Annotated in this window: 22 protein-coding genes; 11 read left to right on the forward strand and 11 right to left on the reverse strand. The window is 67.7% G+C overall.

The window, feature by feature from the left end:
- Positions 1-17 precede the first annotated feature (17 nt).
- Positions 18-1,478, reverse strand: a complete 1,461-nt coding sequence (locus AL072_RS18420) for an aminotransferase-like domain-containing protein (RefSeq protein WP_045582850.1) — start codon at positions 1,476-1,478, stop codon at positions 18-20.
- A gap of 557 nt (positions 1,479-2,035) precedes the next feature.
- Between AL072_RS18420 and AL072_RS18425 the strand changes: the two genes are divergently transcribed.
- From AL072_RS18425 to AL072_RS18465, 9 genes are read left to right on the forward strand one after another with little or no spacing between them, the layout of a single operon-like run.
- Entirely contained in the window at positions 2,036-2,518 is a 483-nt protein-coding gene (locus AL072_RS18425) for an MSMEG_0572/Sll0783 family nitrogen starvation response protein (RefSeq protein ID WP_045582849.1), read from the forward strand.
- 23 nt (positions 2,519-2,541) lie between these two features.
- Positions 2,542-3,600 (forward strand): Nit6803 family nitrilase, encoded by a 1,059-nt coding sequence (locus AL072_RS18430; protein ID WP_045582848.1) that lies wholly within the window; start codon positions 2,542-2,544, stop codon positions 3,598-3,600.
- Entirely contained in the window at positions 3,524-4,633 is a 1,110-nt protein-coding gene (locus AL072_RS18435; RefSeq protein ID WP_200909839.1) for an MSMEG_0568 family radical SAM protein, read from the forward strand. The genes AL072_RS18430 and AL072_RS18435 overlap by 77 nt, the downstream gene beginning before the upstream one ends.
- 15 nt (positions 4,634-4,648) lie before the next feature.
- Positions 4,649-5,905 (forward strand): MSMEG_0569 family flavin-dependent oxidoreductase, encoded by a 1,257-nt coding sequence (locus AL072_RS18440; RefSeq protein WP_045582847.1) that lies wholly within the window; start codon positions 4,649-4,651, stop codon positions 5,903-5,905.
- A 44-nt stretch (positions 5,906-5,949) separates the two neighbouring features.
- The gene (locus tag AL072_RS18445) at positions 5,950-6,504 is read left to right on the forward strand and encodes an MSMEG_0567/Sll0786 family nitrogen starvation N-acetyltransferase (protein ID WP_144428283.1); all 555 of its coding nucleotides are present in this window, start codon (positions 5,950-5,952) and stop codon (positions 6,502-6,504) included.
- A complete protein-coding gene (locus tag AL072_RS18450; RefSeq protein ID WP_045582846.1) occupies positions 6,501-7,487 on the forward strand; it encodes a sll0787 family AIR synthase-like protein in 987 nt (328 codons plus the stop codon). Before AL072_RS18445 ends, AL072_RS18450 begins: the two co-directional genes overlap by 4 nt.
- A complete protein-coding gene (locus AL072_RS18455) occupies positions 7,487-8,668 on the forward strand; it encodes an MSMEG_0565 family glycosyltransferase (RefSeq protein ID WP_045582845.1) in 1,182 nt (393 codons plus the stop codon). Before AL072_RS18450 ends, AL072_RS18455 begins: the two co-directional genes overlap by 1 nt.
- Positions 8,661-8,945, forward strand: a complete 285-nt coding sequence (locus tag AL072_RS18460; protein ID WP_045582844.1) for an MSMEG_0570 family nitrogen starvation response protein — start codon at positions 8,661-8,663, stop codon at positions 8,943-8,945. The genes AL072_RS18455 and AL072_RS18460 overlap by 8 nt, the downstream gene beginning before the upstream one ends.
- Positions 8,946-8,975: 30 nt before the next feature.
- Positions 8,976-9,917 (forward strand): Pnap_2097 family protein, encoded by a 942-nt coding sequence (locus tag AL072_RS18465; protein WP_082109009.1) that lies wholly within the window; start codon positions 8,976-8,978, stop codon positions 9,915-9,917.
- 8 nt (positions 9,918-9,925) lie between these two features.
- On the opposite strand, the gene AL072_RS18470 is transcribed toward AL072_RS18465, so the two are convergent.
- From AL072_RS18470 to AL072_RS18500, 7 genes are read right to left on the reverse strand one after another with little or no spacing between them, the layout of a single operon-like run.
- Complete coding sequence (locus AL072_RS18470) at positions 9,926-10,579, reverse strand: RraA family protein (RefSeq protein WP_045582843.1); 654 nt, start codon at positions 10,577-10,579, stop codon at positions 9,926-9,928.
- Between the two features lie 24 nt (positions 10,580-10,603).
- Entirely contained in the window at positions 10,604-11,629 is a 1,026-nt protein-coding gene (locus AL072_RS18475) for a C-terminal binding protein (protein WP_045582842.1), read from the reverse strand.
- A 55-nt stretch (positions 11,630-11,684) separates the two neighbouring features.
- The gene (locus AL072_RS18480; RefSeq protein WP_045582841.1) at positions 11,685-12,440 is read right to left on the reverse strand and encodes an amino acid ABC transporter ATP-binding protein; all 756 of its coding nucleotides are present in this window, start codon (positions 12,438-12,440) and stop codon (positions 11,685-11,687) included.
- The gene (locus tag AL072_RS18485; RefSeq protein WP_045582840.1) at positions 12,437-13,237 is read right to left on the reverse strand and encodes an amino acid ABC transporter permease; all 801 of its coding nucleotides are present in this window, start codon (positions 13,235-13,237) and stop codon (positions 12,437-12,439) included. Before AL072_RS18485 ends, AL072_RS18480 begins: the two co-directional genes overlap by 4 nt.
- A 5-nt stretch (positions 13,238-13,242) precedes the next feature.
- Positions 13,243-13,950, reverse strand: a complete 708-nt coding sequence (locus AL072_RS18490; protein WP_045582839.1) for an amino acid ABC transporter permease — start codon at positions 13,948-13,950, stop codon at positions 13,243-13,245.
- 45 nt (positions 13,951-13,995) lie between these two features.
- On the reverse strand, positions 13,996-15,189 hold the full coding sequence (locus tag AL072_RS18495) for an alpha-hydroxy acid oxidase (protein ID WP_045582838.1): 1,194 nt from the start codon (positions 15,187-15,189) through the stop codon (positions 13,996-13,998).
- Positions 15,190-15,233: 44 nt separating this feature from the next.
- Positions 15,234-16,079 carry a transporter substrate-binding domain-containing protein gene (locus tag AL072_RS18500; protein WP_045582837.1) on the reverse strand — a complete coding sequence of 282 codons (846 nt, stop codon included), beginning with the start codon at positions 16,077-16,079 and terminating at the stop codon, positions 15,234-15,236.
- 134 nt (positions 16,080-16,213) lie between these two features.
- Here AL072_RS18500 and AL072_RS18505 point away from each other — a divergent pair, with 134 nt between their 5' ends.
- The gene (locus AL072_RS18505) at positions 16,214-17,119 is read left to right on the forward strand and encodes a LysR substrate-binding domain-containing protein (RefSeq protein ID WP_045582836.1); all 906 of its coding nucleotides are present in this window, start codon (positions 16,214-16,216) and stop codon (positions 17,117-17,119) included.
- 21 nt (positions 17,120-17,140) lie between these two features.
- Here the strand turns inward: AL072_RS18505 and AL072_RS18510 are convergent, their stop codons facing one another.
- A complete protein-coding gene (locus tag AL072_RS18510) occupies positions 17,141-18,388 on the reverse strand; it encodes an NAD(P)/FAD-dependent oxidoreductase (protein ID WP_245636842.1) in 1,248 nt (415 codons plus the stop codon).
- Between the two features lie 189 nt (positions 18,389-18,577).
- Between AL072_RS18510 and AL072_RS18515 the strand changes: the two genes are divergently transcribed.
- Positions 18,578-19,474, forward strand: a complete 897-nt coding sequence (locus AL072_RS18515; protein ID WP_045582834.1) for a LysR family transcriptional regulator — start codon at positions 18,578-18,580, stop codon at positions 19,472-19,474.
- Positions 19,475-19,576: 102 nt separating this feature from the next.
- On the opposite strand, the gene AL072_RS18520 is transcribed toward AL072_RS18515, so the two are convergent.
- A complete protein-coding gene (locus AL072_RS18520; RefSeq protein WP_045582833.1) occupies positions 19,577-19,900 on the reverse strand; it encodes a DUF4387 domain-containing protein in 324 nt (107 codons plus the stop codon).
- Between the two features lies 1 nt (position 19,901).
- Positions 19,902-21,230, reverse strand: a complete 1,329-nt coding sequence (locus AL072_RS18525) for an acyclic terpene utilization AtuA family protein (protein ID WP_200909841.1) — start codon at positions 21,228-21,230, stop codon at positions 19,902-19,904.
- Positions 21,231-21,327: the final 97 nt, after the last annotated feature.

The following is a 21,327-nucleotide window of genomic DNA, read 5'->3' on the forward strand; positions in this document are numbered from 1 at the left end:
TCGCCCGGCATTCCCGCTCACAGGAAGGCCGAGGCAAATTCCGGCGGTTGCGACAGGGTGTGCGCGATCTTGTCGAGTGCGCTGCGGATGTCCGCCGCGGCCCCGCCGCCGAGACAGACCCGCACCGCTTCGGGCGGCGGGCCGCTGACGGCAAAGGCATCGCTGACGACGAGGCCAATGTCCGATGCGCGCAGGGTGGCGGCGAAGCCCGACCGGCTCCAGTCCGGCGGCAGCGGCAGCCAGAGATGAAAGGCCTCCGGTTTCGATACGGTGTCGGTGACGGGCAGGACCCGGCGGGCGTAGCTCTGGCGTGCGGCGGCTTCGGCGCGGATGGCGTCCAGCATCGCGTCGGCGGTGCCGTCGGCGATCCAGCGGGTCGCCAGCGCCGCCGTCAACGGCGACGCCATCACCGTGGTGGCACGCAGATAGGCCGACAGCTGCCACATCCGCCGAGCCTCGGGCGCGACCAGATAGGCGATGCGCAAGCCGGCGCCCAGGCTCTTGGCCAGACCGGCGATGTGGAAGACCAGATCGGGGGCCAGTGCCGCCAGCGGCGGCGGCCCGCCGACCGGCAACGCCCCATAGGCGTCGTCCTCGATGATCGCGACGTTGTGGCGGCGGGCGATGTCGATCAACACGGTGCGGCGGTCCAGGGAACTGGTGATCGTCGTCGGGTTGTTCAGGGTCGGGTTGCAGTAGAGCGCCTTGGGCGCGCGCGTCCGGCACAGCTCGGCGAAGGCGTCGGGCCGGATGCCGTCCGCATCCAGCGGCAGGCCGACCAGTTCCAGCCCCAGTTGCGCCGCCAGTCCGCGCAGACCGGGATAGGCCAGCGCTTCGGCGCACACCACGTCCCCGGCCTTGGCCACCGACCCCAGCACCGCCAGCAGCGCGCTGTGTGTGCCCGGACAGACCAGCAGCCGGTCCAACGGCGCGATCAACCCGCGACGCGCCAGCCAGTCGGCTCCGGCCTGACGGTCTTCCGGCGCACCGCCGAATTCCTGATAGCGCAACACGCCAACCAGATCCTCGGCGATCTCGGCCAGACCCTGGCGCATGCGGGCCAGCAGCGCCGGATCCTCGATCTCCGGCGGCAGATTCATCGACAGGTCGGCGGTACGTCGGGGCCGCGGCGCACGCGCCGCCGGCTGGCAGGGTGCGGGCACCGCGCGTTCGGCCTGGGCCGGCTCGGGCAATGCGGATGCGGATGCGGATGCGGATGCGGGAAGATCGCGGACAAAGGTGCCGTTGCCGACACGGGATTCGATCAGGCCGCGCCGTTGCGCCTCGCTGTAGCCGCGGGCGATGGTGGTGAAGTCGAGCTCGAGCGCGTCCGCCAGGGTCCGTTGCGGCGGCAGGCGGTCGCCGGGAGCCAGACGTCCCTGACGCAACTCCTCGGCGATCACGTCGGCGATGGCAAGGTAGCGCGGCTTCTCGCTGGTGCGGATAAGGGGCAGCCACGGATGTGGGGACGACTGCATCGACTCTACGGAACCTTGGCTTTCGACTGCGGTCAATGATCCGCAGCATGTGGATCCAAACTGGGCAACGCCCGATCCGCAGGCAGACGGTGCGGGACATCGCGCCGCATCCTATGCGGGCCGCATCCGTCTGGCAACCGTTCCACAGCGAAGCGCTTCCTAACGCCGCAGCCCTGGTCGCTCAAGGCTTTCCAGGCGCTCGCGCCGTCACCTGTCGGCTTATGCGGCTGGCTACGCCCTGCCGCCGATCCATACGATCCAGTCATCTGCGGCACCCGACTTCTGCCTAATTCGACTGCAAACCAGCGGACCGCACATCATTTGACCAGAAGCCGCCCGTTCGTGAAGCACCGCGCGAGATCCGATCAATACAGTCAATATCGGGAAAACCACCATTCAATGAGGCTTTATCGACTGCATTAGAATGTGATCATGCACTAAAATCGACTGGCACACCGCTTGCTAATGATCGGAAACCACCCGAGCGGCCATCCGGTCGCTCCGGCAGGAGCCTCCGGCGCCAAACGCCGGATCCATCGAAGCAAGGAGGATGAGAGATGCCCGCAGTGACCAAGCCCGCGAACCAAAAGGGCGATGTTCTGGTCGATTACGAAGAGAAGGTGTTCGAGGACGTCAAGGCGGAACCGGGAGAAAAGGCGCTCGTCACCTTCCACACCGTGGCGTTCGAGGGCTCGATCGGTCTCGTTAACCTGCTCCAGGCCACCCGCCTGCTGCGCAAGGGCTTCGAGACCTCGATCCTGCTCTATGGGCCGGGCGTGACGCTGGGCGTGCAGCGCGGCTTCCCGACGCTGGGCGACGAGGCGTTCCCCGGCCATCAGGCGATCAACAAGCAGCTGGTCAAGTTCATGGAGGAAGGCGGCAAGGTCTATGCCTGCCGCTTCGCGCTCCAGGCGCTGTACGGCCATGGCGAGGGCGCGCTGATCCCCGGCATCCGCCCGATCAATCCGCTGGACGTGCTGGACATCGTCCTGCTCCACCGGAAATCGAATGCATTCATCCTGAACACCTGGACCCTGTAAGCGCGGCCACCGGAGGGCGGATCATGACGGAGAAACGAACGGTGCGGGTCGCGGCGGTGCAGATCGCCCCCGATCTGGACAGCGCCGACGGCACGGTCGGGCGGGTCTGTCAGGCCATCGCCGAGGCGGCGGCCAAGGGGGCGGCGCTGGTCGTCTTCCCGGAGACCTTCGTTCCCTACTACCCCTACTTCTCCTTCGTGCGTCCGCCCGTCCTGGCCGGGGCCGATCACCTGACCCTGTACGAGCGCGCGGTGGTGGTGCCGGGTCCGGTCACCGACGCCGTCGCCGCGGCGGCGCGGTCGCATGGGGTGGTGGTGGTCCTCGGGGTCAACGAACGCGACCACGGCTCGCTCTACAATACCCAGCTGGTCTTCGACGCCGACGGGAGCCTGATCCTGCAGCGGCGCAAGATCACCCCGACCTATCACGAACGGATGATCTGGGGCCAGGGCGACGGCACCGGATTGACCGTGGTGGACAGCGCGGTCGGACGCATCGGCGCGCTGGCCTGCTGGGAACACTACAACCCGCTCGCCCGCTACGCCCTGATGGCTCAGCACGAGGAAATCCACGTCGCCCAGTTCCCCGGCTCGCTGGTCGGCCAGATCTTCGCCGATCAGATCGAGGTGACGATCCGCCATCACGCGCTGGAATCGGGCTGCTTCGTCGTCAACGCCACCGGCTGGCTGACCGAGGCGCAGATCGCCGCCATCACCGCCGATGCCAGCCTGCAGAACGCCCTGCGCGGCGGCTGCATGACCGCCATCGTCTCGCCCGAAGGCAAGCATGTCGTGCCGCCGCTGACCTCGGGCGAAGGGATCCTGATCGCCGACCTCGACATGGGCCTCATCACCAAGCGCAAGCGGATGATGGATTCGGTCGGCCATTACGCCCGCCCCGAACTGCTGTCGCTGCGGCTGGACAACCGTCCCGCCATGCCGATGACGACAGCCATTCCTGCCGCCATCCCTCCCGCTGCCCCGCTCGAACAGGAGCACACCGACCATGACGATGCCCGCTTCCCCATCCCCGGCGAGCCTGCTCATCAGCGAGTTGCAGTCCTTCGGCATCCGGCTGGCTGACCCGCGCGCCGGCGCCCCCAGCCGGCGCGGCGGCGCGGGGCCGAGCGACCACAAGGCCGTCACCATCGACGGGCGCACCGTGATGGTGCCGGTCCACACCGCCGGCGCCTTCGAATCGCCCTATCAGGCCGACCGGCCGGGCGATGACGGGGCAAGCGTGGTGTGGCGCGACGGTCTGGCGGTCGGCGCGATCCGCTTTCCCCGCCAGCCGCGCTTCTACGGGCTGCAGACGCTGGACGGCGTGCCTTATCAGAAGATCGCGGTGCTGCACGGCGCTGACGTGCTGGCCACCACCGTTCTGCAAAGCTGCATCCGCTACCAGAGCCGGACCAAGACCTGCCAGTTCTGTTCCATCGGGCAGTCGCTGGCGGCAGGCCGCACCATCCTGCGCAAGACGCCGGAGCAGTTGGCCGAGGTGGCGCGCGCCGCCGTGCTGCTCGACGGCGTCCGCCACATGGTGATGACCACCGGCACGCCGCCCACCCCGGATCGCGGCGCCGCCATCCTGTGCGAGAGCGCCGCCGCCGTGAAGGCCGCCGTCGACCTGCCGATCCAGGGGCAATGCGAGCCACCCGACGACGATGCGTGGTTCAGGCGCATGCACGATTCCGGCATCGACACGCTGGGCATGCATCTGGAGGCGGTGACGCCGGAAATCCGCGCCCGCATCATGCCGGGCAAGGCCTCGGTACCGCTGGAGCGCTATTTCGACGCCTTCGCCGCCGCGGTGCCGGTGTTCGGACGCGGGCAGGTCTCGACCTACATCCTCGCCGGGCTGGGCGACGCGCCGGACGCCATCCTGGCGAAGGCGGAGCGTCTGATCGGAATGGGCGTCTATCCCTTCGTCGTGCCCTTCGTCCCGGTGTCCGGCACCCCGCTGGAGGATCACCCGGCGCCCAGCCCGGCCTTCATGCGCGCGCTGCTCGCCCCGTTGGGCGCGATGCTGAAACAGGCGGGCCTGCGCGCCGCCGACAGCAAGGCCGGCTGCGGCAAATGCGGCGCCTGCTCCTCCCTGTCCACCTTCGAAGAGTAAGCGGAGTCCTCTGCCATGACCAAAGCCACCCATTTTCCAGTCGTCGTCATCGGCGGCGGACAGGCCGGATTGTCGGTCAGCCACGAGCTGAAGAAGCGCGGCGTCGACCATGTGGTTCTGGAAAAGAACCGCATCGGCCATTCCTGGCGCAACGACCGCTGGGACAGCTTCTGCCTCGTTACCCCCAACTGGCAGTGCCGCCTGCCCGACTTCCCCTATGCCGGCAACGATCCCAAGGGTTTCATGCTGAAGGACGAGATCGTCGCCTATCTGGAGGATTTCGCCCGCATGGTCGATCCGCCGATCCGCGAGGGCGTCGCCGTCACCCGCGTCGGGCGCGGCAAGAGCGGCGTGATGGAGGTCGAAACCAGCGAAGGCCCGTTGACCGCCGACCATGTGGTGGTCGCCACCGGCGGCTACGACGTGCCCATCGTGCCGCCCTACGCCCACGGGCTGGACAAATCCATCGCCCAGATCCATTCGGTCGATTACCGCAACCCGGACCAGCTGCCGCCGGGCGAGGTGCTGGTCGTCGGCTCCGGCCAGTCGGGCGTCCAGATCATGGAGGATCTGTATCTGGCCGGGCGCAAGGTCCATCTGTGCGTCGGCCCGGCTCCCCGCTCGCCCCGCGTCTATCGCGGCAAGGAGGCGACCGAATGGCTGATGGAGATGGGCTATTACGCCATGACCATCGACAAGCACCCGCAGGGCGAGAAGGCCAAGGAGAAGACCAACCATTACCTGTCGGGGCGCGCAGGCGGCCATGAGATCGACCTGCGCCGCTTCGCACGGGACGGGGTGTCGCTCTACGGCAGCATGGCGGGAATCGACGGGTCCGTCGTCCGCTTCGCCGACGATCTGGCGGCCAACCTCGACGACGCCGACGCGGTCTATGTCTCGATCCGCCGCGACATCGACGCCTTCATCGCCGCCAGGGGCATCGACGCGCCGGTCGAGGAGCCGTTCGTTCCGGTCTGGCAGCCGCAGGACACGCCGCTGGCCGTCGATTGCGCCGCGCAGGGCATCGGCGCCATCGTCTGGGCCATCGGCTTCCGCCCCAACTATTCCTGGATCGAGCTGCCGGTCTTCGACGGGCGCGGCGCACCGAAATACGACCGCGGCGTCTCCCCGGTGGAGGGGCTGTATTTCATCGGCCTGCCCTGGCTGCACACCTGGGGATCGGGCCGCTTCCTCGGCATCGCCGACGACGCCGCCCATCTGGCCGAGGTGATGGACGCCCGGCTGAACGCCCGCAAAGCCGTCGCCGCCTGACCCGCTCCCCCTGTCATCGCCCGCCGCCGCATGAGGAGTCCGCCATGATGGATGGTCCGCCGCCCCCCTTCGTCGCCGGCGTCCACCGGGTCAAGCTCGCCACCGAGCCGTGGGAGGTCGCCGGGGCGGCGGCCCTGCGCCGCCGGGTCTTCTGCGTCGAACAGGGGCTGTTCGACGGCGACGACCGCGACGCCATCGATGCCATGGCCGTCCCCATTGTCGCGCTGGCCGAATTGTGCGGAATGCCGGACTCGGTGGTGGGAACCGTGCGCATCCACCAGCCGGAACCCGGCCTGTGGATCGGCTCCCGGCTGGCGGTGGCGGAGGAGCACCGGCGCGCCGGATCGATGGGCGCCTCGCTCGGCGCCTCGCTGATCCGGCTGGCCGTCTCGACCGCGACGGCGCGCGGCTGCCGCTGCTTCCAGGCCCATGTCCAGAGCCGCAACGCCCTGCTCTTCCGCCGCCTGCGCTGGACGACGCTGGAGGAGGTCGAGTTGCATGGCCGCCCGCACCACCGCATGCAAGCCGACCTGTCCCATTACCCGCCCTGGCCTGACGGCGCCCAGGGCTTCCTGACGCTGACGCGGAGGGCGGCATGAGCAGCCTGTCCAGCCTGATCGACACCCTGCGCGCCAGCCCCGGCTTCACCCACAAGCGCGACATCGACGCCGTGGTGTCGGCGTTGGCGAAGCCGCCGGTATCGGATGCGTCCGCCATCGCCCTGGGTGACGATTGCGCGGCGATCCCCGACGGCGAGGGCCATCTGCTGTTCGCCGCCGAGGGCTTCGTCAACGGCTTCGTCGCCGCCGAGCCCTGGTTCGCCGGCTGGTGCGGCGTGATGGTGAATGTCAGCGACGTCGCCGCCATGGGCGGGCGTCCGCTGGCCGTTGTCGATGCGCTGTGGAGCAACGGCGCGGCGGACGCACAGCCCATCCTCGACGGCCTGCGGGCGGCGGCGGCGGCCTATGGCGTGCCGGTGGTGGGCGGCCATTCCAACACCCGCAACGACCGGGCACAGTTGGCCGTCGCCATTCTGGGGCGGGCGGGAAAACGGCTGCTGACCAGCCACGACGCCCGGCCCGGCGACCGGCTGATGGCCGCCATCGACCTGCGCGGCCGCTACCACGAGCCCAACCCCTTCTTCGACGCCGCCACCGCCGCCCCGGCCGACCGGCTGCGCGGCGATCTGGCCCTGCTGCCCGGGCTGGCCGAGGACGGGTTGTGCCGTGCCGCCAAGGACATCAGCATGGCAGGCTTGGTCGGCACCGCGCTGATGCTGCTGGAATGCTCGGGCGTCGGCGGCACCATCGATCTGCGCGCGATCCCCCGGCCGGCCGGCGTGCCGCTCGACCGCTGGCTGCTGTCCTTTCCCAGCTTCGGTTTTCTATTGAGCGTCGCACCGGAGGATTGCGCCACCGTCGCCGCCCGCTTCCAGGCGCGCGGCCTGGGCTGTGCCGTCATCGGCCAGGTGAAGGACGCAACCGCCCTGACCCTGACCGATGGGGTGGAGTCCCTGCCGGTCTGGAATTTCGCCGACAGCCCGCTGATCGGCTGCGGCCCTCGCCGGATGGTGGCCGCGTGATGAGCCGATCCGCCCAAAGCCTGTCCATCGCCCTGCTGGCCCACTCCACCAACCCGCGCGGCGGTGTGGTCCACGCGCTGGAGCTGGCCGAGGCGCTGACCGCGCTTGGCCACCGCGCCGTGGTCCACGCACCCGACCCGGACGGGGGCGGCTTTTTCCGTCCCACCCGCTGCGGCGCCGTCGGCGTGCCCGCCCGTCCCGTCGCGGAAACCGGGTTGGCCGCCCTGGTGGAGACGCGGATAGCCGACTATCTGGCCTTCTTCACCCGGAGCGACGCCGCCCGCTACGACATCCATCACGCACAGGACGGCATCAGCGGTAACGCCCTGGCCTGCCTGCGCGAGGCCGGGCGCATCCCCGGCTATCTCTACACCGTCCATCACCTCGACCGCTTCGCCGATCCCGCTGTAGAGGCCCGGCAATGGCGTGCCATCGCCAATGCCGACCGCGTGTTCTGCGTCAGCCATCTGTGGCGGGAGATCCTGGCGCGGGACCATGGCGTCGACGCCCTGTTGGTCGGCAACGGCGTGGACCGGACCCGCTTTTCCCCGCAGGCCGGGCCGGACGACGATTCCTTGCGGGCCCGGCTGGGGCTTGGACCCGGCCCGGTCTACCTGTCGGTCGGCGGGGTGGAGGCGCGCAAGAACAGCGCCCGCCTGCTCGACGCCTTTCTGATGATCAAACGAACCCGGCCCGACGCCCAACTGGTCGTCGCGGGCGGAGCCTCCCTGCTCGACCACAGCGGCGAGGCCCGCGCCTTCGACGCGCTGCTGGCGCGCGACCCCGCCGCCGCCGCGTCGGTGATCCGCACCGGCCCGCTGCCCGACGCCGACATGCCCGCCCTGTTCCGGCTGGCCGACGCGCTGGTCTTCCCGTCGCTGCGTGAAGGGTTCGGGTTGGTGGTTCTCGAAGCGATGGCGAGCGGGACGCCGGCCATCGTTCCCGCCATCGCCCCCTTCACCGAGCATCTGCACCCCGACGACGCCCTGTGGGTGGACCCGCTCGACCCCGCCGCCATCGCCGCCGCCATGACCGACATCCTGCAGCCCGCCACCGCCCGCCATCTGCGCGCCGCCGGCCTGCGCCGGTCCGCCGGGTTCGGCTGGGACGACTGCGCGCGCCGCCATCTCGACGCCTACAACGCCCTCCTCACCCAGCAGCGGAGCCTCGCCCATGCCTGAAATGATCTTCCGCGTCCAATGGCCGGACGGCGAAGTGTACGACTGCTATTCGCCGTCCCTCGTCGTACAGGAGCATTTGAGCGTGGGCGCGGCCTATCCCGTTGCCGAGTTTGCCCGGATCAGCCGGGCCGCCCTGACCATCGCCAGCGACAGGGTGGCCGCCCGCTACGGCTTTCCCTGCTCGCGCGCAGCGCGCCAGATCGCCGACATCGACGCACGGGCCGCCCGTTTCGCCGGGGATCCGGCGGCCCTGGTGCGGGTCGTCACCTTCGCCTGATCCCGTTTCGCGCCACGGAGGCCTTGCGCCATGCTCCACGCCCTGCCTGCGCCGCCCATGTCCGGCGCTTCCCCACGCAACGCCGCGTCGGATACCGTGACGCTGGGAATGCCGCAGCTGTCCCGGAACGGGCTATCGGAAAACTGGCTGCTGAAGGAGGCCGGGCACCGTCATTGGCTGATGTTGGCCGACGCCCTCGGGCTGCCGGTTCCGGCCTTCCGCGACCGGGACGGCGCCACGCTCTATGCCACCTTCACCGGCCTGCGCCTGAGCGGAGGCAGGCTCGATCATGTGGCCGAGCATGACCGTCTGCACTTCGCCGGCCGGATCGCGCAGGTGTCCCGCACCCAATATCAGAGCGTCCAGACCGTCACGGTGGACGGACGCCCGGTCGCGACGCTGGAACTGCTGTCGATCTTCCTGCGCCGCGCGGTGGCGGACGACAACCGCAGCGTTCTCCGAGCCCTGCCCCATCCCTGCCCGCCGATGCTGACGGATGCGGGGCAGGACTCATCCCTCGCCCGACTGTGCCAGGGTTTCCGCCGCAAGGATTGGCTCGAGCATCGCGGCTTCAGCCGCGGTGCTCGCCAGGAAATCGCCAGCGTCGCCATCGACCCATGCCCGCATGGAGATTTCAACGGGGCGGGATTCCTGTATTTCGCGTCCTTCCAGTCGATCCTCGACCGTGCGGAATGGGCGCTGTTCCGCGACGTCAGCGCCCGTGCGGTCACCACCGGCCGCGACCTGTTCTATCACGGCAACATCAATCCGGGCGACCGCCTGAGCGTGCGGCTGTGCGGGCAACGCCGCGACGGCACGGCGTCGCTGTCCCATTGGTTCGAGATCCTGCGGGACAGCGACGGGGCGCGCATCGCCGACGGCTTCACCACCAGACGTCTGGTTCCATCTGCAGAAGCGGAACCGGGCATGGGCAACATGGGCAACGTCCATGGCGCCTTACGCCTGGCATGACCTTGGCTTCACTTCGCGCTCGGCAGCTCGAACATCTTCGGGATCGACACGCCGCTGCGGATGTCCCGAATCCAGCTTTCCTCCTTGAGCAGATGGGCCTGCGCGGCCGCCAGCACGGTCGCAGCCTGCTCCAGCGGAACGACCACCACGCCGTCGTCGTTGCCGAGCACGATGTCGCCGGAGCGCACCGGCACGCCGGCGACCGAGATCGTCCCGTCGATGATGCCGCCGAAGCCGTGATGCGGCCCACGCGGCACCACCGACCGGCAGAACATGCTGAAGCCCGCCTTGCGGATGTCGGCGACATCGCGGATGGCACCGTCGATGACGGCACCGCCCAGCCGGCGATGAATCGCCTCCTCCGCCATGACGCCGCCCCAGACCGCCGTATCCTCGACCCCGCCGGCATCGACCATCACGATTTCGCCGGGCCGGGCGTTGCTGATGAGGGCGCAGATCGGGCCGCAATCCCCGACCATGGTCGTCACCGTGCGGGCTTGGCCGCACAGGATCTGGCCGTCCCGAATCGGCTTGATCGCGGCGTTCATCACCTGGGTGCGGTTCATGCAGTCCGAGGCGACCGCCGGCGGGATCACCCGCCACGCGTCGAGTTCCTCGTCGCTCAGGGCCCTGAAGTGGGTTTCGTGCTGCTGGAAGGCCATGGCTCGTTCCTGAAGAAGGAGGGCTTAGGACGCCTTCGCGTCCCAGCCTGGGTTGACGTTGTTCCGCAGCCGTCCCTCGAACAGGAAATCGAGCAGGATCTCGGCGGAGAAGGTGCGCATGTCGAGATAGCCCGCCGCGGAATAGAAGGCGGCGTGCGGCGTCACGACGAGACGGCCGGCGAGCCAGGGTTCCTCCGCCTGCCAGGCCGCGATCAGCGGCGGCGGCGGGACAGGGGGTTCCTTGGGCAGCACGTCCAGTCCGGCGGCGGCGAGGTGCCCGCTTTTCAGCGCATCGTGCACGGCGTCCACATCGACGAGGCCGCCGCGGGCGATGTTGAGCAGGATGCCGCCGGGCTTCATCTGCGCCAGCTCCGGCCTGCCGATGAGGTTGCGGGTCGCCTCCGACAGCGGCACATGCAGGCTGACCACGTCAGAGCGGGACAGCAGTTCCGGCAGCGTCCTCACCCGCTCGATGCCCAGGCCGAGTTCATGGCCCTCCGGGAGGTAGGGGTCGACGTAGATCACCTTCATATCGAAGGCGGCGGCCCGGCGGATGATCGCGGTGCCGATGCGCCCCATGCCGATGGCGCCGAAGGTGGCGCCCCGGATCCGGCGCACCACCGGAACGTCCTCCGCCATGAAGCCGGCCGCAAGATCGGCCTTCAGCCGGGCCTCATAGGATCCCAGCCCGCGCACGAGGTGGAGCAGCATGGCCAGGGCGTGGTCGGCCACCTCCGATGTGCCGTAGTTCGGCACATTGGAGACCGGGATGCCGCGCGCCCGGCACGCCGCGCCGTCGACATTGTCGAAGCCGACGCCGACCCTTACGATGAGGCGGCAGTTGTCGAGCTTCGCGACGACTTCCGGCGTGATCCGCATGCGGTGCCAGACCAGGATCGCGTCGCAGGAGCGCCAGGCCTCGTCCGGAATGGCCGCCGGGTCGGTCTCGTCGAACACGAGATAGTCGAGCCGGTCGCCCGAGACTCCGCGCTCGACGTCGAGGTCGCGGAGATGGGCATCGGGGACCAGGATTTTGAGAGGGTGTGTCATCGCGTTCCTTGAGGGAATGGCCCTTGTCTGGAATGGCTCTTGTCTGGAATTGACGTCACAGAACCTTGTCGAGGAAGGCTTTCAGCCGTGGGTCGGTGGGGTTCTGGAAGATCGTGCCGGGCGGGCCATGCTCGACGATCACGCCGCGGTCGGTGAAGAAGACCTCGTCCGCGACCTCCTGGGCGAAACGCATCTCGTGCGTGACCAGCACGCAGGTCATGCCCTCGCGCGCCAGATCGCGGATGACGTTCAGAACCTCGCTGACCATCTCGGGGTCGAGCGCGGCGGTGACCTCATCGAACAGGATGACCTTCGGCTGCATGGCGAGCGCACGGGCGATGGCGACGCGCTGCTGCTGGCCGCCGGACAATTCGCCGGGATAGGAATCCTGCTTTCCCGTCAGCCGGACCTTGGCGAGCAGGGCCAGCGCCCGTTCGCGCACGGCGGCCGGATTCTCGCCCAGCACCTGGACCGGCGCCATGGTCAGGTTCTGCAGCACCGTACGGTGCGGGAAGAGGTTGTACTGCTGGAAGACCATGGCGACCTGATGCCGCAGCGGCACCAACTGCTTGTCGCTCTTCAGCGTCTCGACCGCGAAGGAGCCGACGCGGATCGTGCCCCGGTCGATCGTCATCAGGCCGTTGATGCAGCGCAGGATCGTCGATTTGCCCGAGCCGGACGGCCCGATGATGCAGACCACCCCGCCGTCGCGGACGGACAGCGTCACGCCCTTGAGGACCGCGGTGGAACCGAAGGATTTATAGACGTCCCGCATCTCGATGAACGGGGCGGATTGCTGATGATCTGTCATTGGCGAACTCGCACCCGTTGTTCCAGCCAACGCGTCAGGATGGCGATCGGAAAGCAGAAGATGAAGAAGAGGAACAGGACGTAGAGGTAGATCGCGGTGGCGTACTGCGCGCCGTCGCTGGCGATGACGGTGCGGGCGACCGACAGCACGTCGTCGGCCCCTGTCACCACGACCAGGCTGGTGCCGATGAACAGCATCGCGTAGGTCGTCATCAGGTTCGGCGTCATGAACTGGATCGCCTGGGGCACCACGACGCGGTGCAGGATCTGAAGCCGGCGGTAGCCAAGCGAGCGGGCCGATTCCCATTGGCCGGTCGGGACGGCCTCGACGCCGCCGCGAAACACCTCGGCGACGTTGGCAGTAACCGGCAGCGCCAGCCCGATGACCGCCTTGATCATCGGCGAGAACGAAAAGACGGTGCCGAACAGCGCGATCTCGAACGGCAGCAGATAGAGCATCGCGTAGAGCACGACGAGCCAGGGCGAGTTCCGCAGCACGTTCATCAGCAGGAATGACGGGGTCCGGACCAGCGAGGATTGCGAGATCATCCCTACGCCGAGCGCGGTGCCGGCGACGGCGGCGATGGCCATCGCCCAGATGCTGATGACGATGTTGGCGGCGAAACCTCCTTCGAACCGGCTGAAATCGGGGGAACCGCTCAGCAGAAGCGGCGTCCGCGCGGCGAGCGCCTGGAGAACCGGCCCGGTCTCCGCGCCATAGACGATGACGAGCAGCGCCGCGAGGACCAGCGTGACACCGGCGGTGCCGAGGGCGAAAAGCTTGAGCTCCGCATTCATGGCCGTCACGATCCGTAGCCGGGGATGCGGAAGAGGGCGGCGATCCTTCGCACCACCAGCACGGCAAGGCTGGCGATCACGAGATAGATGACCCAGATCAGCAGCATGACCTCCAGGTTGCGGAACGTCTCCAGCATGATCTGCGTCGCCCCGTACATGATGTCCGCCACGGCCACCAGCACGGCCTGGGACGAGGTCTTGATCAGGCTGACGATGTTGCTTGTCATGGGCGGGATGCTCATCCTGAGGCCGATGGGCAGTTCGACGTAGCGGAAGGTCTGCAGCCGGGAATATCCCAGCGAGCGGGCACCCTCGACGGTCTGGGCCGGCACGGCCAGCAGGCCGGACCGGATGATTTCGACCGCGATCGCCCCATTGTAGAGGCCGAGCGACAGCACCACGCAGGTGAAACCGGTAAACAGCGGGATCCGGCCGCCCGTCACCGGATCGGTCAGCGTCAGGCCGATCTCGGACAGCATGAAGTACAGGAAGAACAGCTGGACGAGCGGCGGGGTGTTGCGGAACAGCTCGACGAAGATCGTGACCGGCGATTGCAGGAACCGCAGCTTCAGGTGAAGGCAGGCGGCGCCGGCGATGCCGATGGCGAACATCAGGACCATGCCCAGCAGACTGAGCAGGATCGTCGTGCCGATGCCGCGCAACAGCCATGTCTGATAGAGCGGGTCGAGCAGCCAGCTGAAATCAAGCGTCATGCCGGCGCTCCTGCAATCGGGAATCGAACAGGTGTCCGCATGCGGTCAGCCCCGGCTGTCACGAATGAGTGGAATGTCGTCGAACTCGTCGAGCCGGTTGATGCCCAGCAGCGCCATGGTCCGGGTAATCTCGTCCTTCAGCAGGGCGATGGCATGCTCCACCCCCACCCGGTCGCCGGCCGCCGCAGCCAGCAGGAAAGGCCGCCCGACAAAAACGAGTTGCGCGCCGAGCTTCACCGCCTTCAGGACGTCGCTGCCGCGACGGATGCCACCGTCGAACATCACGGTCAGACGGTCGACCTGACCGGCGATGCGCTCCAGCAGGTCGAGCGAACCTTGGGCGCAGTCGATCTGCCGGCCGCCATGGTTGGAGACGATGACGCCGTCGACACCGACCTTCTCGGCCATCCGCGCGTCCGCGGCCGACATCACCCCCTTGAGGACGAGCTTGCCCGTCCAGCGCCGGCGAAGCAGTCCGATATGCGTCCAGGACAGGCTCGACCGCAGGCCGATGTCGCGGACGAGCGTCCGGGAGAACACCGGCGGCCCGCGCTCCGCGTCCATGTTCTCGAAATGCGGCGCGTTGCGCGTCAACAGGCTGCGCAGCAGCACCCGCCACAGCCAGACCGGCCTCGTCATTCCCTGCCACGCCAGATCGGCGGTCGGCCGCACCGGCGAGCGGAAGCCATGGCGCGCGGCGAGTTCATGCTGGCCATGCACCGCCGTGTCGACGGTCACCACCAGCGTGTCGAATCCCGCCCGCTCCACCCGTTCGACCAGCGGAAGGATGCGCGTCTCGTCACCCGGAATGTAGGCCTGGAACCAGCTCGTCGCCCCGGCCTGCCGCACCTCCTCCAACCGGGTCAGGGACGCTCCGCTCAGGATGAACGGAAGCCTCGCCCGCGCCGCCTCCTGCGCGAAGAGCACGTCGCAATCCGGCGCCACCAGCCGGCTGAACCCCATGGGGGCGATCCCGAAGGGACTGGCATAATCGACCCCGAAGATGCGGGTCGAGGCGTCCGTCCGGGAGACGTCGACAAGAATATTCGGAACGAAGGAGCGTTCGGCAAAGCTCTTCAGGTTCCGGCGATGCGTCGCGCCGTCCTCCGCATGGCCGGAGACGTATTTGAAGATCGCCCGTGGCAGCTTCCGCTCGGCGAGCGGCTCGAAATCATCCAGGCACAGGGCCTGCTCCACCACCCGCGGCGCTCGCCGCGACACGACCTTGATCTTGTGCATGGCTTTTTTTCCGATGGCGCGAAGGGCTTGACCGCCATGGTGGCTCAATTCGCCGCGGCTGCCTTCACCTTTGCGTCCGCGGCCCGCTTGGTCACGTAGTCGCTGACGCCGAGATTGTATTTCTTCTCACCGTCCGCCATCAGCCCCGATGCCTCGGCCCGGATGATCGCCTTGTTGACGGCATTCAGGAAGGCGGGCTCGTTCTTGCGGACGCCGCCGCCAATCGGGATGTAGTCGAACGTATCGAGCGCGATCTTGTACTTGTCGCTCCAACCGCTCTCGTTCACCTTCATGTGCAGGTTCGGGCCGTCATAGGCGATGGCGTCGCAGCGGTTGTCCTGGAACGCCTTGTAGATCTCAGAGGTTCCGGTGAACAGGACCAGCTCCGCGCCGTATTTCTCGATCAGGGTCCTGTTGTAGACGTTCCCCTGGCTTCCGCAGAGCTTGTGGCCCTTGACGTCGTTCCAGGATTTATACTCGGCCGACTTCGGCGCCAGCAGAACCATGCCGGCCATCAGATAATATTCGGCCGTGTAGTCGATGACCTTTTCACGCTCGGCCGTCTTGCCCAGCGTCGCAAAGATCACGTCGATACGCCCGGCATTCAACAGCTCGATTCGGTTCGAGGCGACGACCGGGACCAGTTCGATCGCAGTCTCCGAGCCGAACATGTCCTTGGCGACGGCCCGTGCGAGATCGATCTCGAATCCAGTCAATTCACCCTTCTGGTCGAGGAAGCCGAAGGGCACGTAATCGTTCCGGATGCCGGCGATCAGCTTGCCGCGCTGCTTGACGCGGTCGAGTTGATCGGCCTGGGCACCCGCACCAAAAACAAGGCCGGTCGCCAGGATGGAGAGGAGTGCAAGCGACTTGGCGAAACGAGGCGTCATGGAGATCCCCCTTTGCTTGAGCGGACGAAAAACCGATGGGATCGGCGCTTCGGAGCCCATGATCGCGTTGTCTTTCATAATGTTATAATAGATAATTTGCCCATGAGAATAAGCTGAACTTATGAAGGCTTGCGATGAACGTCCGACAGATCGAAGCCTTCCAGGCGGTCATGGCAAGCGGTAGCGTGACGCGTGCCGGCGAGCGGCTGAGCATCTCGCAACCCGCCGTCAGCCAACTGATCGCACAATTCGAGCGCAGCTGCGGCTTCCGTCTGTTCAACCGGCAGGGGAGCAAGATCACGCCGACCCGCGAGGCCGAAGCCCTCTACAACGAGGTCCAGCGCATGTTCATCGGCGTCGGCCAGATCGCACGGGTGGCGACTGCGCTGCGCGACCAGAACTGGGGGTCGGTCAGCCTCGGCGCATTTCCCGCCATCGCCCGGCGGGTGTTGCCCGACATCGTGTGGGGCTTCTGCGAGGCGCATCCCGACACGCGCTTCCGGCTGGAAAGCATGCGCTCACGCAGCCTGATCGACGCCGTCGCCGCCCAGCATGTGGATTTCGGACTGAGCATCCTGCCTGGCGACCGGCCCGAGGTGGTCAGCGCCCATCTGCACCGACTGCGCGGGGTCTGCATCCTGCCGGCGGGGCATCATCTGGCCGACCGCCAGACGATCCACGCCCACGACCTCGCGAACGAGGATTTCGTTTCCCTCGGTCCCCAGGATCACTCACGCTTCATGATCGACCGGGTATTCGACGAATTGAAGGTGACGCGGCGCAGCCGGATCGAAGCCGGCCAATCGGAAACCGCCTTTTCCTTCGTCGCGGCGAAGGCCGGCGTCGCCGTGGTCGATCCGATCAGCGCCTTCAACAACGACGACACGCGCATCGTCGTCCGCCGGTTCGAGCCCACCGTCGAATTCGACATCTGGCTGATCCGGCCGAAGGCGGCGCGTTCGTTCAATCTCGTCGACAGTTTCGTCTCGTTCACGCTGGAGCGGCTCGACCTGTTCGCGTCGACCCTCAACGCGGCCTGACCGCCGCCCCAGCCGAACCGCCTACAGGCGCGCGCCGGCCAGATGGGCCAACTGCGCGCCCACCTCGTAATAGGCTTCCTTGGCGGCCCGGAACGGTGGATTTTCCGGCATCGACAGCGGAAGCGGCAGATCCTGTTCCCCGACCTGCCCAAGGATGTGGGACGCCAGAGCGCGGCCGAACACGGTGCCGGGAGCGATGCCGCGCCCATTGTAGCCGCAGAAGGACAGGACGTTCCGGTCCAGCTTGTGGAAGCGCGGCAGGTTGTCGCTCGTCATGCCGATCAGGCCATACCATTCGGCTTCGAACCGCACATCGCCGATGCGGGGGAACAGCCGCTTGAGCGCGCGCCTGGCCCAGGCCCGATGCACCGCCGCACCGGCACCCTTCAACGCGCCGACGCTGCCGAACACCAGACGCCCGGCCCGGTCGAACCGGAACGAGCTGAGCACCTCCTTGGTGTCCCACGCGCCCTGGCGTTCGGGCAGGATCTCGGCTCGCGCCGCCTCGCTCAGCGGCTCGGTCGCGAAGTTGAAATAGGGCAGATGAACCTGCTCCTCGCGGATCGCCGCCCATGGCCCGCTCGAATAGGCGTCGGTGGCCACGACGACCCAGTCGGCGGAAACATCCCCGGCGGGGGTGCGCACCGTCCACCCTCCCCCGGTTTTCTCGGTGGAGAGCACCGGGCTGCCGGTGAAGATGCGGGCGCCGGCGGCCATGGCCGCCCGGGCGAGACCGCGGGCGTAGGCGAGCGGCTGGATGGTGCCGGCACGACGGTCGAGCAGTCCGCCGGCATAGGCGGAGGTCCCGACCTTGTCCGCCATCTGGGCCGCGGTCAGCAGTTCCACCGGCGCACCACGACGCTGCCACTGCGCCGCGCGGTCCTCCAGTTCACGGAGGCCCTTGGCCCCGACGGCGCAATGGATCGTGCCGCTCGTCTCGGCCTCGCAGGCGATGCCGTGCCGCTCGACCAGATCGAACACCGCCCTCGGTGCGTTCCCGAGAAAATCCAGCAAGCGTTCGCCATACTCGGATCCCAGCACCTCGACCAGGGCCTCCGGCATCACCCACATGCCGGCATTCACCAGACCGACATTGCGGCCGGCACCACCGAACCCGACTTCCGCCGCCTCCACCACCACCACCCCGGCGCCACCTTCGGCCAGATGAAGCGCCGCCGAAAGGCCGGTGTAGCCGGCCCCCACGACGACGACGTCGGCCCGCTGCGATCCGGCCAGGGCAACGGTCGGGGGCGCAGGCGGCGCGGTCATTTCCCAAAGCCCATGAGAGCGCGGATCGTTCAGCATGCCAACGGGGTCTCCCTGCCCATACAAGGTTCTGCGAGGTCGCGCGGGCTGCGTTCCACCGCCGGAATCGCGCGATGCCCCGCCAGACTGGCTTGCGCCGGACCGGGCCGCCAAGCGATCTTTCTGCACGAGGTTATTCGCCTGGAGAATGACATGCAGGGTCCCCGCCGCTTTCTGCCCTCGCTCGCCCTGCTGTCCGCCTTCGAGGCGGCGGCGCGGACGGGCAGCGTGACCGCGGCCGCGCGCGAGCTGTCGCTGACCCAGAGCGCCGTGAGCCGGCAGATCAGGGCCTTGGAGGAGCAGCTGGAGGTCGAGCTTTTCCATCGGGAGCGTCAGACGATCCGGCTGACGGCCGGGGGAATCGGCTACGCCCGCGAAATCCGCGACGCCCTGCGCAAGATCAGCACGGCGTCGCTGAACCTGCGGGCCAACCCGTTCGGCGGCACCCTGACGCTGGCCATCCTGCCGACCTTCGGAGCCCGCTGGCTGGCGCCCCGGCTGCCGAAATTCATCGCCGGCAATCCCGGCATCACCATCAACCTGATGACCCGGCTGTCGCATTTCGACTTCCGGCTCGAACCGATCGACGCCGCCATCCATTTCGGCACCGCCGATTGGTCCGGGGCGGACTGCGCCCTGCTGCGTTCGGAAACGGTGGTGCCCGCCTGCAGCCCAGACCTGCGGGACCGGCACGGCTTCCAGGAGGCAGGCGATCTGAGGAAGGCGCCGCTGCTGCACCTGACGACGCGCCCCGATGCCTGGGAACGCTGGCTGATGCAGCATGGTGCCGATGCCCATGCCGTTCATGGCATGCTGTTCGACCAGTTCGCCACGGCGGCCCAGGCGGCGGCGGCCGGCGTGGGAATCGCCCTGCTGCCCGAATTCCTGATCGAGGACGAATTGCGCACCGGCACGCTCGTCAAGGCCCTCGACCTGCCGATGAAGAGCGCCGAGGCCTATTATCTCGTCTGGCCCTCCGAACGTGCCCTGCACCCGCCGCTGGTCGCGTTCCGGGACTGGCTGCTGGAGGAAACCGCGCCGGACCGGTAGCGCCAAGCCATTCCCTGGCGGAATGATGATGAACGGAGGCCCGGCCGGGACCGGCGTCAGGATAGATGTCTCTGACGCCGATCCGCCGGAGTCGGCCGAACGCTATGGCGTCGGCACCTCGATCAGCATCAGCGGAACATGATGCTGGCAGCCGTACATGTCGCCGTCCCCGGACGAGCCCTGGGTGCGCGGACGCTTGATGGTGATCTTGATCGCATTGGCCATGTCGATCTCGAAGAAGGACGACACCTGTGCGACATCGATGCCATAGGCCTTGGCAACCGACACCGCGCTGATCGCGCCGGTCGCGCGGACGGCCTCGTAGCGTGCCTTGTCCTTGAACAGGATGTCGAAGGTGATCCGGTAGGGACCGGCGTTCTTGCTGCGGACGATGTCGGCGAGATCCTTGAGGGGACGCGTGTTCATCTCACAGATCCTCGTAGCGGATGGGAAAAAGCTCGGTCGGCGTGTCGACCTTCATCAGGTGGTAGGCGCTGAACTCGTAGACCGGCCCCAGATCGAGGTCCGAAGGCGAATAGGGGAAGGCAAGGTTGCCCGAGGTGTTGATGATCCCCGGATAGTGATAATGCAGCATCGCGCCGCTGATCTGGTGGCAGGCCGCATGCGCCAGTTCCTGGTCGGCAGCCGTCACTTCGATCACCAGGCCGATCTCGCGCTGGGGTGCCGTTTCCGGTTCCAGCTCCTTCATCACCCCGTTGCCGCCATAGACATGGAAGGCCACGGCAATCGGTGCCGGAGCGAAATAATCCAACGCCTTGCCGCGGACATCGGCCAGGATCGCGTCGAGCGCCCGGATGGTGGTCGGGCAACGGATGCCGGCGATCGCGATGGACCGGTAGCCGGCAAGCCTCGCTCCCTCCAGCTTCACATAATAGTCGGCCGTCTCCGTCAGCGTGGCACCGCGCACCCGGACCTGACGCACCCCGACCTGCTCGAACGAGCAGCCGGACAGATCGATCTCATGGCCGGGGCCGGATTGCCTGAAGGGATTCTCCCGCTCGTAGAGCGAATGGGCGGCGACGGATTTGACCGAGGCGCGCCGTGCCATGCTGCCGGGCTCCAGCAGGAAGCTGTCCCCCTCCACCGTGCCGAGCATCACGTCCATGGCGAACGGCTCGGCCGAGAAGGCACCGCATTCGAGGATCTTTCCCATATGGATCGCCAGGGCCGGGTCCGCCCCGCGCCAGATCGGGAAGGCCGCGATCACTGAATCGTCGCAGGCTCGGCCGGCGATGATGACGTCCGCGCCGCCGTCGAGCGCCGCGCAGATCGGCTCGTGCCCCATCTGCGCGACCAGCGTGACGGTCTCGTCCAGCAGGTCTTCGGTCAGCGGGCTGCCGGCCTCGAAATCGACGATCTCGCCGGCCGCGACTGCCCACTTGGCCCGTTCGATCGGAATGTCGGAGCGGATGGTCGCGAGCCTGAACGACAGATTTTGCTCCCGGGCGATCTCGCGAACCAGTTGGGCGGTCCGCTCGACCTGGACCCCCGATCCCGAACCGCCGACGCTGCCGACGATGACCGGGATGCCGGCCTGCCGTCCGGCGCGGATGAGCGTGGTCAGTTCCCGCTTGATGCTGACATCCGATACCAGCGGCTTGCCGGAACCGAGGTAATGCGGCCCGGGATCGGTCGAACCGGCGTCCACTGCAATGACGGCCGGCCCCAGCGACATGCCGCGGGCCAAGGCGTCCGCGCCGAAACCGTATCCAAGCGTCCCCGTCGGGGTAAGCACGGTAATAGCGTCCATCATCCACCTCAAATCATCGACGACGGGACATCGGCAGGAAGGCTCCGCCTGTACCGGTTCCCGTTCATTGCGATGGAATTGA

The organism is Azospirillum thiophilum (assembly GCF_001305595.1).
Taxonomy (GTDB): domain Bacteria; phylum Pseudomonadota; class Alphaproteobacteria; order Azospirillales; family Azospirillaceae; genus Azospirillum; species Azospirillum thiophilum.

What these genes read in the sequence shown, in the direction of transcription:
- AL072_RS18420 (WP_045582850.1), bottom strand. Translation starts at nt 1,478, where the DNA reads ATGCAGTCGTCCCCACATCCGTGGCTGCCCCTTATCCGCACCAGCGAG.
- AL072_RS18425 (WP_045582849.1), top strand. Translation starts at nt 2,036, where the DNA reads ATGCCCGCAGTGACCAAGCCCGCGAACCAAAAGGGCGATGTTCTGGTC.
- AL072_RS18430 (WP_045582848.1), top strand. Translation starts at nt 2,542, where the DNA reads ATGACGGAGAAACGAACGGTGCGGGTCGCGGCGGTGCAGATCGCCCCC.
- AL072_RS18435 (WP_200909839.1), top strand. Translation starts at nt 3,524, where the DNA reads ATGACGATGCCCGCTTCCCCATCCCCGGCGAGCCTGCTCATCAGCGAG.
- AL072_RS18440 (WP_045582847.1), top strand. Translation starts at nt 4,649, where the DNA reads ATGACCAAAGCCACCCATTTTCCAGTCGTCGTCATCGGCGGCGGACAG.
- AL072_RS18445 (WP_144428283.1), top strand. Translation starts at nt 5,950, where the DNA reads ATGATGGATGGTCCGCCGCCCCCCTTCGTCGCCGGCGTCCACCGGGTC.
- AL072_RS18450 (WP_045582846.1), top strand. Translation starts at nt 6,501, where the DNA reads ATGAGCAGCCTGTCCAGCCTGATCGACACCCTGCGCGCCAGCCCCGGC.
- AL072_RS18455 (WP_045582845.1), top strand. Translation starts at nt 7,487, where the DNA reads ATGAGCCGATCCGCCCAAAGCCTGTCCATCGCCCTGCTGGCCCACTCC.
- AL072_RS18460 (WP_045582844.1), top strand. Translation starts at nt 8,661, where the DNA reads ATGCCTGAAATGATCTTCCGCGTCCAATGGCCGGACGGCGAAGTGTAC.
- AL072_RS18465 (WP_082109009.1), top strand. Translation starts at nt 8,976, where the DNA reads ATGCTCCACGCCCTGCCTGCGCCGCCCATGTCCGGCGCTTCCCCACGC.
- AL072_RS18470 (WP_045582843.1), bottom strand. Translation starts at nt 10,579, where the DNA reads ATGGCCTTCCAGCAGCACGAAACCCACTTCAGGGCCCTGAGCGACGAG.
- AL072_RS18475 (WP_045582842.1), bottom strand. Translation starts at nt 11,629, where the DNA reads ATGACACACCCTCTCAAAATCCTGGTCCCCGATGCCCATCTCCGCGAC.
- AL072_RS18480 (WP_045582841.1), bottom strand. Translation starts at nt 12,440, where the DNA reads ATGACAGATCATCAGCAATCCGCCCCGTTCATCGAGATGCGGGACGTC.
- AL072_RS18485 (WP_045582840.1), bottom strand. Translation starts at nt 13,237, where the DNA reads ATGAATGCGGAGCTCAAGCTTTTCGCCCTCGGCACCGCCGGTGTCACG.
- AL072_RS18490 (WP_045582839.1), bottom strand. Translation starts at nt 13,950, where the DNA reads ATGACGCTTGATTTCAGCTGGCTGCTCGACCCGCTCTATCAGACATGG.
- AL072_RS18495 (WP_045582838.1), bottom strand. Translation starts at nt 15,189, where the DNA reads ATGCACAAGATCAAGGTCGTGTCGCGGCGAGCGCCGCGGGTGGTGGAG.
- AL072_RS18500 (WP_045582837.1), bottom strand. Translation starts at nt 16,079, where the DNA reads ATGACGCCTCGTTTCGCCAAGTCGCTTGCACTCCTCTCCATCCTGGCG.
- AL072_RS18505 (WP_045582836.1), top strand. Translation starts at nt 16,214, where the DNA reads ATGAACGTCCGACAGATCGAAGCCTTCCAGGCGGTCATGGCAAGCGGT.
- AL072_RS18510 (WP_245636842.1), bottom strand. Translation starts at nt 18,388, where the DNA reads ATGACCGCGCCGCCTGCGCCCCCGACCGTTGCCCTGGCCGGATCGCAG.
- AL072_RS18515 (WP_045582834.1), top strand. Translation starts at nt 18,578, where the DNA reads ATGCAGGGTCCCCGCCGCTTTCTGCCCTCGCTCGCCCTGCTGTCCGCC.
- AL072_RS18520 (WP_045582833.1), bottom strand. Translation starts at nt 19,900, where the DNA reads ATGAACACGCGTCCCCTCAAGGATCTCGCCGACATCGTCCGCAGCAAG.